Below are 15,734 nucleotides of genomic sequence, written 5' to 3'. Positions count from 1 at the left end.
GTTGATAACAAGGCACCCGGGACGGGTTGTGGCTCTCAGTCGCTAGGACACGACCACGATGAGGTCGCCGCCCTCGACCTTGGTGGCGGCGGGCACCACGACGCGGTCGATGACACCGTCGACAGGCGCGGTGATGGTGGCCTCCATCTTCATGGCCTCAATGATGGCCACGGCGTCGCCAGCCTTGATCTCATCACCCTCGGCGACGGTCACGGTGACCACACCGGCGAATGGTGCGGCGACATGGCCCTTGTTGGTGGCATCGGCCTTCTCCGCGGTGGCGGTGACGGACTCCACGGAACGGTCGCGCACCTTGATCGGGCGGATCTGGCCGTTGACGTTGACCACCACGTTGCGCATGCCTTTGTCATCCGGTTCGGACACCGCATCCAGGCGGACCACCATCGGGGTGGACACACCGGTCAGTCGGATCAGCTCCTCACGTCCCTCCTTCAAGCCGTAGAAGAACTCGCGGTCATCCAGGGCGGAGGTGTTGCCGAAGCGGCGACGGTGCTCAAGGAACTCCTCGGTCGGCTTCGGGAACAGCAGGCGGTTGAGGGTGCCGCGACGCTCCGCGGAATCATCGGAATCCAGGTGGGCCTGCTCCTCGGCGGGGATCTCCGCCAGCGGGGCCTTACCCTGGGAGCGACCCTCGAGTGCACGGGTGCGCAGCGGTTCGGGCCAGCCACCGGGAGGGGTACCCAGTTCGCCGCGGAGGAAGGCGATGACCGAATCGGGGATGTCGTACTTCTGCGGATCGGCGGCGAAATCCTCCGGGCTCACACCGGCACCGACGAGGTGCAGTGCGAGGTCACCGACAACCTTGGAGGACGGGGTGACCTTGGTCGGACGACCCAGCATCTCGTTGACGGCCGCGTAGTAGTCCTCGATGAGCTCGAAGCGGTCGGCCAGACCCAGTGCAACGGCCTGGGCACGCAGGTTGGACAGCTGACCGCCGGGGATCTCGTGGCGGTAAACGCGTCCGGTCGGGCCCGGGGTGCCGGATTCAAACGGCAGGTACAGTCCGCGGACCGCCTCCCAGTACGGTTCCAGGTCGGAGACGGCCTGCAGGTTGAGGCCGGTGTCGCGTCGGGTGTGCGCAAACGCGGCAACCAGAGCGGACATCGACGGCTGGGAGGTGGTACCGGACAGGGGTGCGGAGGCGGCGTCGACGGCATCGGCCCCGGCGTTGGCGGCGGCCAGGTAGGTGGCCAGCTGACCGCCGGCGGTGTCGTGGGTGTGGACATGCACGGGCAGGTCGAATTCACGGCGCAGGGCGGTGACCAGTTTGGTCGCCGCGGCCGGGCGCAGCAGGCCGGCCATGTCCTTGATGGCCAGGATGTGTGCACCGGAGTCGACGATCTGCTCGGCCAGGTTCAGGTAGTAGTCCAGGGTGTAGAGCTTCTCCCCCGGATTGGACAGGTCACCGGAGTACGCCATGGCGACCTCGGCAACACTGGTGCCGGTCTCCAGGACGGCGTCGATGGCCGGGCGCATCTGGGAGATGTCGTTGAGCGCGTCGAAGATGCGGAAGATGTCCACACCGGACTTGGCGGCCTCCTGCACAAACGCGCGGCACACCGAATCGGGGTACGGGGTGTACCCGACGGTGTTGCGACCACGCAGCAGCATCTGGATGTTCACATTCGGCATCGCCTCACGCAGCTCATCCAGGCGTGCCCACGGATCCTCGAAGAGGAAGCGCATGGCCACGTCGTAGGTGGCACCGCCCCAGGCCTCCACCGACAGCAGCTCGGGGGTGAGCTTTGCGACGGCGCGCGCCGCCGGGGTCAGCGCGAAGGAGCGCACGCGGGTGGCCAGGAGGGACTGGTGGGCATCGCGGAAGGTGGTGTCGGTGACGGCCAGGGCATCCTGTTCGCGCAGATCGCGGGCGAAACCCTCCGGGCCGAGCTGCTTCAGGCGGTCGCGGGAGCCGCGTGGCAGCGGGATGTTCTCCACCTCGGGCAGCTTCTCTATCGGACGGGCTGTCTCGGGGCGTTCACCGTGGGGTTTGTTCACGGTGACATCCGCCAGGTATTCCAGGATCCGCCCCTGCTCATCGTCGGCCGGTGGGGCCTGGAGCAGGTGCTGGTGGGAGCCGATGAAGCCGGTGTCGATGCGCCTCTTGGTGAAGTCTTCCTCGCGCAGCAGCGCACGCAGGAAGCCGATGTTGGTGGCCACGCCGGAGACGTTGAACTCCGCCAGGGCGCGCTGGGCTCGGGACACGGCGGTCTCGAAATCGGAACCGCGGCAGGTCATCTTGACCAGCATGGAATCGAAATGTGCGGTGATCTCGCCGCCGAGCTGGGCTGCGCCGTCGAGACGCACACCCGCACCACCCGGGGAGCGGTAGGCGGTGATCACACCGGTGTCGGGCCGGAAGTTGTTGGACGGGTCCTCCGTGGTGATGCGGCACTGCAGGGCGGCACCGTGGGTGGTGATCTTGTCCTGGGTCAGGCCCAGTTCCTTCAGGGTGGCACCGGCGGCCAGGTGCATCTGCGCCTTGACCAGGTCGACGGAGGTGACCTCCTCGGTCACGGTGTGTTCCACCTGGATGCGGGGGTTCATCTCAATGAAGACGTGGTTGCCCGCCTCGTCGACGAGGAACTCCACGGTGCCGGCGCCCTGGTATCCGATGGATTTGCAGAACTTCACGGCATCGGCACAGATGCGGTCGCGCAGCTCCGGGTCGAGGTGCTGGGCAGGTGCGATCTCCACGACCTTCTGGTGGCGGCGCTGCAGGGAACAGTCGCGTTCATACAGGTGGATGACATCGCCGGTGTGATCACCGAGGATCTGCACCTCGATGTGCTGGGGTTTGATCACGGCCCGTTCGACGTAGACGGATCCGTCACCGAAAGCGGCCTCCGCCTCGCGGGAGGCCTCCCTGGCCAGCTCACGCAGGTCCTCGGGCTTCTCGACGAACCGCATACCACGCCCGCCACCACCTGCGACGGCCTTGACGAAGATCGGGTAGGTCTGCCCCTCGGCACTCTTGACGATCTCATCGATGTCGGTGCTGGGGGTGGATTCCGCCAGCACCGGCAGCCCGGCCTTCTTCGCGGCGGACACAGCCTTGGACTTGTCGCCCGTGAGGTCGAGCACCTCCGGGGTGGGACCGATGAAGGTAATGCCGTTCTCCGCGCATTCACGCGCGAGCTGGGCATTTTCCGAAAGGAAACCATACCCCGGGTAGACCGCGTCCGCTTTCACCTTCTTGGCGGCGTTGATGATCTCATCAATATCGAGGTACGCCTTGACGGGTGAGCCCTCGGTTCCGATCCTCACCGCCTCGGAGGCGAAGGAGCGGTGGAAGGAGCCACGGTCCTCCCGGGGGTAGATGGCCACGGTTGCGGCCCCGGTCTCGTAGGCGGCGCGGAATGCTCGCACCGCGATTTCACCTCGGTTGGCCACCAGGATCTTTTTGAACGCCGGCAGCGTGGAGGGTGTTGTTGTAACCACAGTTTTTGTTCCTTTCGACGAGGACCAGCCTGTTGGGTGATGGCAGTCACTCTTCAGAACATCGTAACGGCCAGTCCGGAAAACCACGTATTGCTTTCCGTTTTCGCTCCGTTCTCTACCGCCGGCCGGGGAGTGACCTGCGGAATTTCACCACCTTGCCGTGAAAAGAATGCCCCCCGCCCGAGACCCCCATTGCCGTTTAGCTACATCCCAGGGGGAAGGTTAATGTTGCCCCCAACGGCTCCACTTTCCTCACAGAAATCGGACCGACCTGCTGACATCTGACCTCTACCCACTTTGCAGAATTTGCAAAAAGGACGCAGACACTCGCAGAATGCCACTTCCCCACCCCAACCGACCTCTGAAAAAAACAAACCGGGCATGATCACAGATCAATCTGCGATCATGCCCGGTTGAAGGCCGAGGCGGCGGGAACTATCCCAGATCGTCGTGCTGCACCAGCTGGCGCGCCGCCTCGGTGATGGAACCCGACAGCGACGGATACACCGCGAAGGTCTCCGCCAGGTCGGCGACGGTGAGACGGTTGGTTACCGCCACCGCAATCGGCAGGATCAACTCGGAAGCGGTCGGGGCGACCACGACACCGCCGACAATGAGACCGGAGTTGCGGCGACAGAAGAGTTTGACAAAACCGTGACGCAGGGACCGCATCTTGGCGCGCGGGTTGGTCACCAGTGGCAGGACCACGGTGCGGGCAGTGACCTCACCGGCATCCACCTGGGCGTGGGTGACACCGACAGCGGCGATCTCCGGGCGGGTGAACACCGCGGTGGCGACGGTCTTCAGGCGGATCGGCGAGACACCCTCACCCAGGGCGTGGTACATCGCGATACGGCCCTGCATGGCCGCCACAGAGGCCAGGGGGAACAGATCGGTGCAGTCACCCGCAGCGTAGACACCGGCCACGGAGGTGCGCGACACACGGTCAACCTTGATGTGACCGGAGGGGGCGAGCTCGACACCGATGTTCTCCAGGCCGAGGTTCTGGGTGTTCGGGATGGAACCAACCGTCATCAGCGCGTGGGAACCGTAGATCTCACGGCCATCGGCGGTACGCACGCACACGCCACCGTCCGGGGTGCGGGTGACTGAATCCACGCGGGCATGCTTCTCCAGGGAGACACCACGCTCCGCGAGGACGGTCTCCAGGACATCGGCGGCATCGGCATCATCGTGGGGCAGGATGCGGTCACGGGAGGCCACCATGGTGACCTTGACGCCGAGTTCGGCGAAGGCGGAGACGAACTCCGCACCGGTGACACCGGAACCGACCACGATGAGGTGGGTGGGCAGCTCATCGATGTCATAGACCTGACGCCAGGTGAGGATGCGCTCCCCGTCCGGTTCCGCCCCCTTGAGGATTCGGGGGGTGGCGCCGGTGGCGATGAGCACAAGATCACATTCCAGGCTCTCCGTCTCCCCGGTCCCGTTGTGGGTGACCTGGACATAGTGGGTGGTCTGCTTGGTGTTGTAGTCATCGAAACGGCCATAACCGTCGATCATGCGGACACCGGCGCGCTTGAGCTGACCTGCGATATCACCGGACTGGTGGTTCGCCAGTGCCTTCACACGCTTGTTCAGCGCATCGATCTCCAGGTGTGCCTTGCCCAGTCCACGGTTGAGACCCATATCATCCGCACGGCGGAGGTCTGTCTTGATCCCGGTGCCGGCGATGAAGGACTTGGAGGGGACACAGTCGAGAGTGACCGCCGCCCCACCGATTCCAAAATCCTCGATGAGGGTGACATCGGCGCCATACTTTGCACCTGCCAGCGCCGCCTCGTAGCCTGCAGGGCCTCCGCCGATGATAACGATCCTCTTTGCCATGAATGGCACCTCCACACGTGTGAGCTGGGTGAATGCTAGTTGGAATCACTGATGCGTGACCCAAGTCTAAATCAAAGAGGCCAGACTCGTGCCGGGTTGGGCAAGACTGGCCGTTTAGATCCAGCCCTTGATACTACCCACACTAGGGGTGAAGAAAAGCCTCAGATTTGCTGCTGTACTGCTGCACCAGACTACCGAAAAGTTTCACGCCCACACCGATGCAGCGTTCATCGACGTTGAGGTCCGATTGGTGCAGGTCCTGCCTGGGTCCCTGTCCCGACCAACACCCCAGGCGGGCCATGGAACCGGGGACGTGTTCGAGGTACCAGGAGAAGTCCTCACCACCGGATGACTGCGGCGCCTGAACCACGGATTGGGGATCCAGATCCCGCGCGGCGCTCGCCAGCAGCGCGGTGGCCACATCATCGTTGAGCACCGGGGGCACACCCGGGTTGTAGATGAGTTCGTGTTCCACCCCGGTGGGTGCCAGAACCTGGGCCACCAGCTCACTGATCAGCGGCCGCATGCTGCGCCAGGTGCCGATGTCGGCGGTACGCAGGGTGCCGCTGACGATCCCGGATTCGGGGATGGCGTTGGAGGCGAAACCGGCATTGATGGTGCCGAAGACCAGCACCGTTCCGGTGCGGGGATCCACCCGGCGGGAGAGCAGGGCGGGCAGCTCGGTGACCAGTTTGCCCAGGGCGTAGACCACGTCCTTGGCCAGGTGCGGGCGGGAGGTGTGTCCGCCCTCGCCGCGGACGCGGACCTCGATGACGTCGGAGGCCGAGGTGATCGCACCCGCCCGGACACCGACGCGACCGACCTTGAGTTTGGGTTCCACGTGGAGGGCGTAGATCGCGTGGACCCCCTCCAGCCCACCGAACTGGATGACGTCGGTGGCACCACCGGTCATCACCTCCTCCGCGGGTTGGAAGATCACGCGGATCCCCAGGGGCAGGTCGATGGAGTTGAGGGCACAGGCGAGCGCCAGGGCGATGACGGTGTGGATGTCATGCCCACAGGAATGCGCGACCCCGGGAACCGTGGAACTGTAGTCCAGGCCGGTGGTCTCGGTGAGGGGCAGCGCGTCGATATCGGCCCGGAAGGCCAGACGTTCCCCCTCCGACGGGCCGATGTCCACCATGAGCCCCGTGCCGGGGAACAACGTCGGTGTCATGCCGTGCTCTGTCAACACCCCGGCGAGGTACTCCGTGGTGTTGTACTCCAGGTGGGAGAGCTCGGGGTGGCTGTGCAGGTGTCTGCGCCATCCGATCACCTCGTCATGGTGGCGGTCCATCCATGAGGCAACCAGCGCACCAATATCCGTCACAAGAAGGCCCTTCCTAACTCTTCGGCGGGCATGTCCCGCAATACCCGCATAGCGGTAGAGTCAAGTCTAGTAGCGAATCCAACCCTATTGAGGATCGGGGTGTTCATGGACGAGTCCCGTCAGCTCTCCTTCGGCACGGCAGGCATGCGGGCGCCGGTGGGTCCCGCTGCGCATCAGATGAATGTTCTCCAGGTCACACGCACCACCGCGGGTGTCGCCAGCTGGTTGGCCGCACGGGCTGCGGAACGTCGGGTGCCCCACCTCGTGCCTGAGGATGAGGCCGGTATCGGGCGTGCCCTGTACCCGCAGGACGGTCCCCTGCGGGTGGTGGTCGGTTATGACGCCCGCTATGGTTCCCACACCTTCGCCGCCACCACCGCGGAGGTGTTCGCCGGTGCCGGGTTCGAGGTGATGCTGCTGCCCACCCCGGGCCCCACCCCGCTGATCCCCTGGTTGGTGCAGAACCGGCGGATGGATGCCGGTGTCCAGATCACCGCATCACACAATGGTGCCGCGGACAACGGTTACAAGGTGTTCCTGGCCAACGGGCGGCAGCTGTATTCGGAGATGGAGGCCGATCTGGAGTCACATATCCAGGCGGTGGAGGATCCGGTGCAGGCCCCCCGGGTGACCGTGCGCCCGGCCGGGGATCAGCTGCGCCGGTACATCGATGAGATCGTCTCCCTGGTCACCCCCGGGCAGGCGGATCTGTTGCGGGTGAATTCGGAACGGGCGAATCTGCGCATCGTCTACACCGCCCTGCACGGGGTGGGTGGTCGGGCGATGTCGAATGCCTTCCAGTTCGCCGGGTTCCCCCTGGCCCATCCGGTGCGTGAACAACAGCACCCGGACCCGACCTTCCCGACGGTGCCGTTTCCCAATCCGGAGGAACCCTCGGCGATTGAACTGCTGCTGGCCCGGGCGGCGGAGGAGGATGCGGATATCCTGTTCGCCCTCGACCCGGACGCCGACCGGTGTGCGGTGGGTATCCGCACCCCCGACGGTGGCCACCGGATGCTGACAGGTGATGAGACCGGCACGCTGCTGGCCACGCGCATCGTGCCCGAATGGGACGGGCGGGGGGCTCCACCGGTCGTGGCGACCACGGTGGTCAGCTCCCAGCTGCTGCGCGTGATCGCTGAGGACAGGGGGTGGGATTACCAGGAGACCCTGACCGGTTTCAAACACCTCTCCCGCGCGGCGGATGACCGACCGGGCCGACTGGCCTTCGCCTATGAGGAGGCGGTGGGCACGTGCCCGGCACCGGATATCGTCCCGGACAAGGACGGGATCGCCACGGCGCTGTTCACCGCGGCGTGGGCAGCCGAGCTCAAGTCCGCCGGCGTCAGTCTGCAGGACCGGCTCGACGAGCTCTACCGTCGCCACGGGTACTTCGCGTCCACGCAGGTCGCGGTCCGCACCACCAGCCCCAGGGAGCTTGTCGACGCCTGGTGCACCACACCCCCGACCGAACTGATCGGTGTGGCACTGGACAGTTCCGCCCTCCCGGAGAACCAGGGCGTGGTGCTCAGGGGGTATCTCGGCGGCACCCAGCTGCGGGTGATTGTCCGGGTCTCCGGCACGGAGGCGAAGGCAAAGATCTACATCGAGATCGCCCAGGCCAACTCCCATGCGGAGGCCACCCAGCTGCTGGAGAAACTCCAGGACGAGGTGGAGGACTGGGGTCGGAGTCTCTAACGCGGGGGCTGGCGGTCGGCCCGTCTGGGGTGCTCCGGGGGTGTGAGGGGGACGTCGAAAAGCACCTCGTCCCGGGGCGCGGGCCAGCGCACATCGACGGGGAGGGACTCGTCGACGCAGATGCCCTGGGGTTTCTCCCCCACCGCGGGCAGCAGTGCCGCGGGTGGCACATCCAGCGCCCAGGACAGTTTGTACACGGTGCTCAGGCGCGGATCACCCGGTTTGCCGTTGTTGTTCTCATTGCGTTCCAGGTTGGAGATCGCATTGCGGCTCATGTTGACGATCTCCGCGAGCTCCTCCTGGCTGTAGCCGCGGATCTTGCGGATTTCGCGCACGCGGGCACCCAGGGTGTGGCCGTAACTCGGCCAGTGGAGCTGTTCTCTTCCCTCATACACGCGCCCCAGAATGCCCACTGCGATGGGAATCCACCGCCAACTATAGTGGGCAGAAAAAAGGGGGTTACAGTTCGATGTTACGGGGGCCGTAGAGGCGGTCACCGGCATCACCCAGGCCGGGGACGATGTAGGCATCCTCATTGAGTTCAGGATCGATGGCCGCGGTGACCAGACGGCACGGCAGGCCGGAGTTCTTCAGCGCATCCACACCCGGCTGCGCGGAGACCATGCAGATGGCGGTGATGTCGGTCGCGCCACGCTCGGCCAGCAGACGGATCGCGTGCAGGAGGGAACCCCCGGTGGCCAGCATCGGATCGACGAGGAAGACCGGCTGATCGCTGAGGTCCTCGGGTAGGGCCTCCAGGTACGGGACAGGCTCGTGGGTCTCCTCATCGCGGGCCAGACCGATGAAACCGACCTGGGCATCCGGGATCATGGACAGGGCGGGGTCGATCATGCCGAGTCCAGCGCGGATGATGGGCACGATGATCGGGGGTTTCTCCAGGCGGGTGCCCTCGGCGACGGCGACGGGGGTCTGGGTGTCGAAATGCTCCACGGCGAGATCACGGGAGGCCTCATAGATGAGCATGGCGCCGAGATCGGAGGCGGCGGCACGAAAGGCCGCGTTGTCACTACGCTCATCGCGCATGAGGGTCAGCCGGCTTGCGACGAGGGGATGATTGACGATGGTGATGTCCATGCCCATCATGTTAGGGCATGCGTGGGGGTGGCCAATCCCGTCGAAAAGCATCTCCGGACCGCAACGGGACCACCCTGGGACGATGTGGTACTACTTTCCCACAGCGTGGGAAACACCGGTGTTTCCCCGCCGGTGGGAACCTCTCGGGCGTTTGCGCAGTCCTACCGGACATGAGAATGGATATCGATCACGCCCGCCTACTCGCCCACACGATCCTCCACCAGGAGTTCACACCGGTGGCCGGTTCCCCACCACCGGATGACAGCCCCGGGGAGGGCACCTCCGGTTTCCATGGTGTGGTGGCAAAAGCCCTGGCCACCTACACCGACAACGCCTCCACCCTGACACAGACCACCCGTTCGATGGCCGACAGTGCCCTGCACACCCTCACCGTGGTGGGGTCCATCGATGCCGGACTCGCCGGTGATTTCCACCGGTTGGCGGGACGGCGAACATGATTGATCTCACCACCGCGGTGCGCCTCATCCTGGGACATGCGCCCGCCCCGGCACCTGAGGTGATCTTGCCCACCCTCCCTGATCTCAACCCGATCCTCGACCTGGCCACGGAGCTGGGTACCTCCCCCGCCGCCCTGCTCACCCTCGCCGACGAGCTGGAGGCGCAACGCACGGTGATCATGGGCGCCCTGGGTGATGCCGCACCCCATCTGGAGGCAGCCCGCCTCGACCTGCACCACCTGGCCACCGACCTCCTGCATCAGGTGCCACCGCTGCTGGTGCAGTCCTGGTCCCCCAACCCCGGTGTCGCCCTGTCCGCCCGGACGCAGCTGATGGCCCTGCCCGGGATCTTCATCGACGCCGCCGCCATCCGGGCACTTGAGCTGGTCAGCGCGCTCCACCCGGTGGTCACCCGCCTGGAGAAGAAGGTGGTGGCACTCCGGGCCGGGGAGATCGGGATGGTGCAGGCACCGGAGCTGCCCGGGTCAGCCGCCGTGGCGCAGACGATCCCGGGACCGTCTGCGGGCTCACCTGCAGACGCGCCGGAGGGGATCCCCGACGAACCCGCGGCTCCCCCAGTGCCCACGGCGCACAGCACGGGATCCAGCATGGATTCCGTGGCCGTCGGGGAACGCGCGGTGGCGGCGGCCCGGAGCATGATCGGGACACCGTACGTGTGGGGTGGCACCACCCCGGACGGATTCGACTGCAGTGGCCTGACCCAGTGGGCGTGGCGGGAAGCCGGGGTGGAGATTCCCCGTACCGCGGACCAGCAGGCGGTGGGCCGCTCTGTCGCCTATGAGGAGCTACAACCCGGGGATCTGCTCATCTGGGACGGGCACGCCGCGATGTACGCCGGTGACGGCCAGATCATCGAGGCGGGCAACCCCGTGCAGACCAACCCGGTGCGGACCTCCAACATGGGTATGGCCTTCCACGGCTTCTACCGGCCGACCGGTTAACCCCAGCGGACTGCGGTTTCACTCCTATCAGTAGAGATAGGTGACGGAGAAATATCGCAACGGCTAGGATTTAGCAGCATGGCTGAAAAAGGAATCGTTCCCGTTAGACTCTCCCTCACTGAAGGTGACTTCTATACTCTCTGGGCTCCCAGTTGGAGGGAGCACGGCAGTGAGTGGCAGGCGTTTCTCGGTGCGAATGAGGAGCTGTATGTCTTCACCTCCCCGGAGGAACTGCTCGTCTTCCTCGAATCCGATTCCCGCCACGATCTGACCTCGCACCCCGACTGGGCATCCTTCAACGCGGGTGACGCGGCCCGCGTGGTCCCGGACGACAATGAGCAGCACGACATCGTCGGCGCCCCCGCTCTGCTGGCCGAGCGCCCCTCCTATGTCAATGTCAAGACCATCTCCCGCGTCTTCGCGGTGGTGCGCAGCCTGGGCAACGTCACCTCCGCCATGCCGGTCAGTGGTTTCTTCTCCTCCCATTCCGTGCTGGGCAATGTGGACCGCGGTGCCGACCACTTCTCCGGCCCCAATGGTCTCGGTGAGTGGTCCGCGATCGGTCGTGCGGTCCTGACCAACTGGAACAACGTGGTGGACGCGCTCGACGAGGCCGTCACCGTCAAGGAGGTGGACAAGGTCTTCGTCGATGATGCCGCCACCCGGATCCGCGAGGCCCAGGCCGCCCGTGAGGCCGCCCGCGAGGCGGAGGAGCAGATCGCGAAGGAGGAGGCCGAGAAGGTTGACCCCTATGACACCTCCGCATGGGGCCTGGCCGGCATCGACCCGATCAAGATCAGCATCGACGGTCGTTCCGTCTACACCCTGCGCACCTACATCGAGGGCCAGCCGGTGTTCCTGGGTAAGTTCGGGGAGATCTTCACCTTCAACAGTCAGAAGGCCCTGCTGCGCTGGCTGGTTGAACACGACGACCATGATCTGGCGCGAGCGTCCACCTGGCCGGATCTCATGCTGGGTGTCAACGCCGGTGAGACCGAGCTGCTGGTCCACCGCGACAATGTCTACTCCTTCAACGGCCTCGCCCAGGACATCAACACCTCCGTGGATGCCGTGGACACCAAACAGATGGGCCGTGCCTATGAGCTCATGGCCGACGCCGCCGACTGGGCCGGTGATGATTCCATGAACTCCTACTTCCTGGCCAACCCCCGGATGCAGGATTACATCTCCTACATGCTCGGTTCCGGCGACACCGCCGGTTATGTCCCACACGCCCCCTTCAACGATCACTCCAAGTCCTGGCGTGAACTGGAAGACATGCTGACCAAGCGTTTCTCCAAGTTCTGAACTGACTGTTCATCCGCCCGACGCCCCGCGGCGGGACCACATTAAGGTCCTGTCATGGGGCGTCGGTACTATTTAGTCCCCATGAGGACAACCCTTGTGGCGGTTACCACCGCACTCACCATCGCCCTGTCGCCCATCCTCAGCGCAGCCACCGCCCAGGACACCCTCCCACCGGAGCCCCCGCAGCCGGCGGTGACCGCGGAGAACGCCGAAACCCTGGAGGAACAACAGGACGACGGCCAACCCACCACCCGGGAGCGGGCACCGGACACCGATGACTGCCCCCACCTGGAGTCCCCCGCCACCGCACGCACCACCTCCGAGGCGGTCGTACCCGGTGGTCGGGCACCGGTCCTCCTGCCGGTCCCAGAGGTACCCGCCGGTGGCCCGCTCATGGCCAACTGCGGTGTCATCGCCCCGGAGGGTTTCACCCTGCCGGAGAATCAGACGGCATCCGCATGGATGGTCTTCGATCTGGATTCCGGGGAGATCCTCGCCGCGAAGGATCCCCACGGCCGGTACCGTCCCGCCAGCATCATCAAGGCGCTCATCGGGCTGATCGCCATCGAGCAACTCGACCCGACACAGAAGGTGACCGGTACCTGGGATGCCGCCAACATCGAGGGCTCCCGGGTCGGTGTCGGCGAGGGTGGTGAGTACACCGTCGATGAGCTCCTGCACGGTCTGCTGCTGGCCAGTGGCAATGATGCCGCCTATCTGCTGGCGCAGGAACTCGGTGGTGATGAGGCCACACTGGAGATGGTCAATGAGCGGGCCCGTGAGATCGGCACCGAGGACACCTTCGTGGCCACCTACTCCGGCCTGGATGCGCCGGGGATGTCCACCTCCGCCTATGACATGGCCCTGATCTACCAGCACGCATGGAAAAATCCCCGTTTCGCCCAGATCGTGGACACCGAGTTCATCGACTTCCCGGGCTGGGGCGACAACGAGGGATTCCAGGTGTGGAACGACAACGGCCTGTTCATGAACGACCCGGACGGCATCGGCGGCAAGACGGGGTACACCGACGACGCGAACCACACCTTCGTCGGTGCGCTCAACCGGGAGGGACGCCGCATCGGGGCTGTCATCCTGGACACCACCATCGACAAGGGACGCCCCTGGGAGCAGGCCAGGGAGCTTATCGACGCCTCCCTCATCACCCTCCCGGGCGCGGGTGTGGGGCAGCTCGGGCAGCCGGGCGGGGAGCAGAACACCACCCCCACGCAACGCCCCGAACCCCCAGTCTCCCCCGCCCCGCAGGCGCAGGACGGTGGGGATGGTCAGGACACCACCGCCCTGGATATCGCGCGGGTGGCGCTGCCGATCAGCACCATCGTGGTGCTGCTGCTGGCCGCGCTGGTGTGGACCTTCGGACGCAGGCGCCGGGGGTAGCCCCTACCCCTGTTTCTTCACCACCTCGGCGTTGGCCAACTTGTCGTGGCCACCGCGCATGTTGTTCTCCTCATTGATCTGGCTGCCGTAGTAACCGGCCATCACCAGGGAGACAATGCCGGCCGGGGGCACCAGGTTGAGGAACTTCCACCAGTTGCGCTTCAGGGAGGCCTGGGCGGACAGGCGGGAATGGGTGTCCACATCGCGGACCTCATAACCGAAGAACTTCTTGGCTGGTGTGGCACCCATGATGGTCTCGAAACCCACCACATAGGCGATCATCACCAGGGCCGTGATGATCCACCCGCCGAAGGAGTTCATCCCCAGGATCCCCACGATGATGCCCGAGGCCATGGACGCGAGGATGAAATCCAACCAGGCCATACCCAGGCGCGCACCGGCGGTGGGGCGTTGCACGTTCGCGGTGTACCCGGTGCTGAAGGGTGCCACCTGGGAGGCACTGAATGCCGAGGACCCCGCCATTGAACTGTGGACCTGCTGGTCAAAGGGGTTGAAGGCGGGTGAGGAGTACTCCGCGGTGGGCTGGCCGAACTGGTACCCGAAGGTGGTGTCCGGTTCCGGCTGCGGGGCAGGCTGTGGGGTCTGGTAGCCCTGATGTGTCTGGTGGAATGACTGCTGCGGCGGCGCATCCGGGATGGTGCCGAAGTTGCCGAGGTGCTGGATCTGATCCCAGGTCAGGGGTGTGCCGGAGTCCAGTTTTTCGTCGTAAAGCGCCCGCTTGGTGGGGTCGTTGAGCACCGAGAACGCCATCACAGTCTGGGTGCGGCGGGGATCATCGGGAAGCACACCCATCTGCTCCAAACGCAGATCCCGGGCGGACAGGACAATCCCGAGCGCATCACAATCATCACTGCGATCGAGATCAAACGCTGTGTACAGGTTGGGCAGATTTGTGTTCATACCTTCTACTCTATGCAACAGGGCATCCCCCGGGAATCGGGGAATGCCCTGAAATGTCCACCCAACCTGCACATCCGGGTTGTCACTTCCTCCGCAGCAGCGCGAGCGCACCGGCTGCGGCGGCACCCACGGCCACACCGATGCCGACGTTGCGGGCGGATTCCACCGGCGGGGCCTCGGGGGAGATCTCATTGCGCACCCGGATCACCGCGGGTTCCGGTGCAGGGACCTCGGCCAGTCGCATGGATTCCTCACTGGTGGCGGCCCAGGCGGAGCAGTACATCAGGATGCGCCACACCAGGTAGAGCACCACCATGATGCCGATGATCGGACCGAAGGTGGCACCCGCCGGGTTGGCCAGCGCATTGGAGGCCAACACCGAGGCCAGCTGCTTGACCACCTCGAAGGCCAGCGCACCGAGCAGCGCACCCTGGATGGCGGACTTCAGCGGCACCTTGGTGCGGGGCAGGAATTTGATCAGCCAGAAGAACACCAGGAAGTTGGCCAGGAAACCGACCAGCAGTGCCACCGCCCAGGTGATCACGCTGATGCCGGGGATGTCCCCGAGCCCCACCCATTCCAGCAGGGTGGTGGTCAGACCGGAGGCACCGATCGCGGTGATGCCGAAGGCGATGGACAGCGCGAGGAGCAACAGGATCAGACCGAGCAGGTCATTGAGCTTCTTGAGCACGAAGTTGCCGTCGGTGGGGTCCAGTGACCACATGCGGCTGACACCGAAACGGAGGTTGCTCATCCACCCCAGTCCCGACCACAGGGCTGTCAGACCACCGATGCCCAGCACCGCGCCACGCTGGGCGATCGCGCTTTCCAGGACACTGTTGACGGTGTCACCGACCTCACCGTCGAAGGCCCCGGCGATCGCGTCCTGAACCCTGGTCAGCAGATCCGGGTTGCCGGCGAGGACGAAACCGAGGATCGCGAAACCGAGCATCGCGATGGGGAACACGGACAGCACGGAGAAGTATGTGATGCCCGCGGACAGTTGATTGCCGCCCTTGGAGCTGAACCGCTCCTGCATGCGCATGATGTGGTCGAACCATTCGTGCTTGTCCCGCATCTTGTCGACGAAGCCGGGATCGTCCTCGTTGATGCGCTCGATGCCGAAATCATCGGTGTGGCGTTCGTCGGGCGAGGTTCTTGTGGCCATGAGGGGGTCGATCCTCCGAAGGTCTCAGGGAGATTCCCGAGGGGCTGCCTCGGGCGATTCTCGGCGGGCGGTGTGAACAGGTACCC

12 protein-coding genes are annotated in these 15,734 nt (G+C 65.2%); 5 read left to right on the top strand and 7 right to left on the bottom strand.

Annotated features, from left to right (window positions below; translation table 11 throughout):
• Positions 1-42 precede the first annotated feature (42 nt).
• From CE_RS03665 to CE_RS03655, 3 genes are all read right to left on the bottom strand, one after another.
• Positions 43-3,462 (bottom strand): pyruvate carboxylase, encoded by a 3,420-nt coding sequence (locus CE_RS03665; protein WP_006769613.1) that lies wholly within the window; start codon positions 3,460-3,462, stop codon positions 43-45.
• A gap of 435 nt (positions 3,463-3,897) precedes the next feature.
• A complete protein-coding gene (locus CE_RS03660; RefSeq protein ID WP_006769614.1) occupies positions 3,898-5,310 on the bottom strand; it encodes an NAD(P)H-quinone dehydrogenase in 1,413 nt (470 codons plus the stop codon).
• Positions 5,311-5,452: 142 nt separating this feature from the next.
• On the bottom strand, positions 5,453-6,607 hold the full coding sequence (locus CE_RS03655; protein WP_006769615.1) for a M20 family metallopeptidase: 1,155 nt from the start codon (positions 6,605-6,607) through the stop codon (positions 5,453-5,455).
• 138 nt (positions 6,608-6,745) lie between these two features.
• Between CE_RS03655 and CE_RS03650 the strand changes: the two genes are divergently transcribed.
• Complete coding sequence (locus CE_RS03650; RefSeq protein ID WP_035109700.1) at positions 6,746-8,338, top strand: phospho-sugar mutase; 1,593 nt, start codon at positions 6,746-6,748, stop codon at positions 8,336-8,338.
• Here CE_RS03650 and CE_RS03645 read toward each other — a convergent pair.
• Both CE_RS03645 and upp read right to left on the bottom strand, forming a co-directional pair.
• Entirely contained in the window at positions 8,335-8,733 is a 399-nt protein-coding gene (locus CE_RS03645) for a helix-turn-helix domain-containing protein (protein WP_035109785.1), read from the bottom strand. The genes CE_RS03650 and CE_RS03645 overlap by 4 nt on opposite strands.
• Positions 8,734-8,797: 64 nt before the next feature.
• Entirely contained in the window at positions 8,798-9,433 is a 636-nt protein-coding gene (upp, locus tag CE_RS03640) for a uracil phosphoribosyltransferase (RefSeq protein WP_035109787.1), read from the bottom strand.
• A gap of 176 nt (positions 9,434-9,609) precedes the next feature.
• Between upp and CE_RS03635 the strand changes: the two genes are divergently transcribed.
• The 4 genes from CE_RS03635 (at position 9,610) to CE_RS03620 (ending at position 13,559) form a co-directional block, all read left to right on the top strand.
• Positions 9,610-9,891: a hypothetical protein gene (locus CE_RS03635; protein WP_231295147.1), complete on the top strand. Its 282-nt coding sequence runs from the start codon at positions 9,610-9,612 to the stop codon at positions 9,889-9,891.
• Positions 9,888-10,853, top strand: coding sequence for a C40 family peptidase (locus CE_RS03630; protein ID WP_006769620.1), 966 nt, complete (start codon positions 9,888-9,890; stop codon positions 10,851-10,853). Before CE_RS03635 ends, CE_RS03630 begins: the two co-directional genes overlap by 4 nt.
• Positions 10,854-10,931: 78 nt before the next feature.
• Positions 10,932-12,161, top strand: a complete 1,230-nt coding sequence (locus CE_RS03625; protein ID WP_006769621.1) for a hypothetical protein — start codon at positions 10,932-10,934, stop codon at positions 12,159-12,161.
• An 81-nt stretch (positions 12,162-12,242) separates the two neighbouring features.
• On the top strand, positions 12,243-13,559 hold the full coding sequence (locus CE_RS03620; RefSeq protein WP_006769622.1) for a D-alanyl-D-alanine carboxypeptidase family protein: 1,317 nt from the start codon (positions 12,243-12,245) through the stop codon (positions 13,557-13,559).
• A gap of 3 nt (positions 13,560-13,562) precedes the next feature.
• Here CE_RS03620 and CE_RS03615 read toward each other — a convergent pair whose 3' ends face one another.
• Positions 13,563-14,480, bottom strand: a complete 918-nt coding sequence (locus tag CE_RS03615; protein WP_006769623.1) for an RDD family protein — start codon at positions 14,478-14,480, stop codon at positions 13,563-13,565.
• Between the two features lie 82 nt (positions 14,481-14,562).
• Positions 14,563-15,648, bottom strand: a complete 1,086-nt coding sequence (locus CE_RS03610; protein WP_006769624.1) for a YhjD/YihY/BrkB family envelope integrity protein — start codon at positions 15,646-15,648, stop codon at positions 14,563-14,565.
• Positions 15,649-15,734 lie beyond the last annotated feature (86 nt).

The sequence above is a fragment of the Corynebacterium efficiens YS-314 genome, from assembly GCF_000011305.1.
GTDB classification, from domain to species: Bacteria; Actinomycetota; Actinomycetes; order Mycobacteriales; family Mycobacteriaceae; genus Corynebacterium; species Corynebacterium efficiens.
This window is presented reverse-complemented; position numbering and strand designations above follow the sequence as displayed.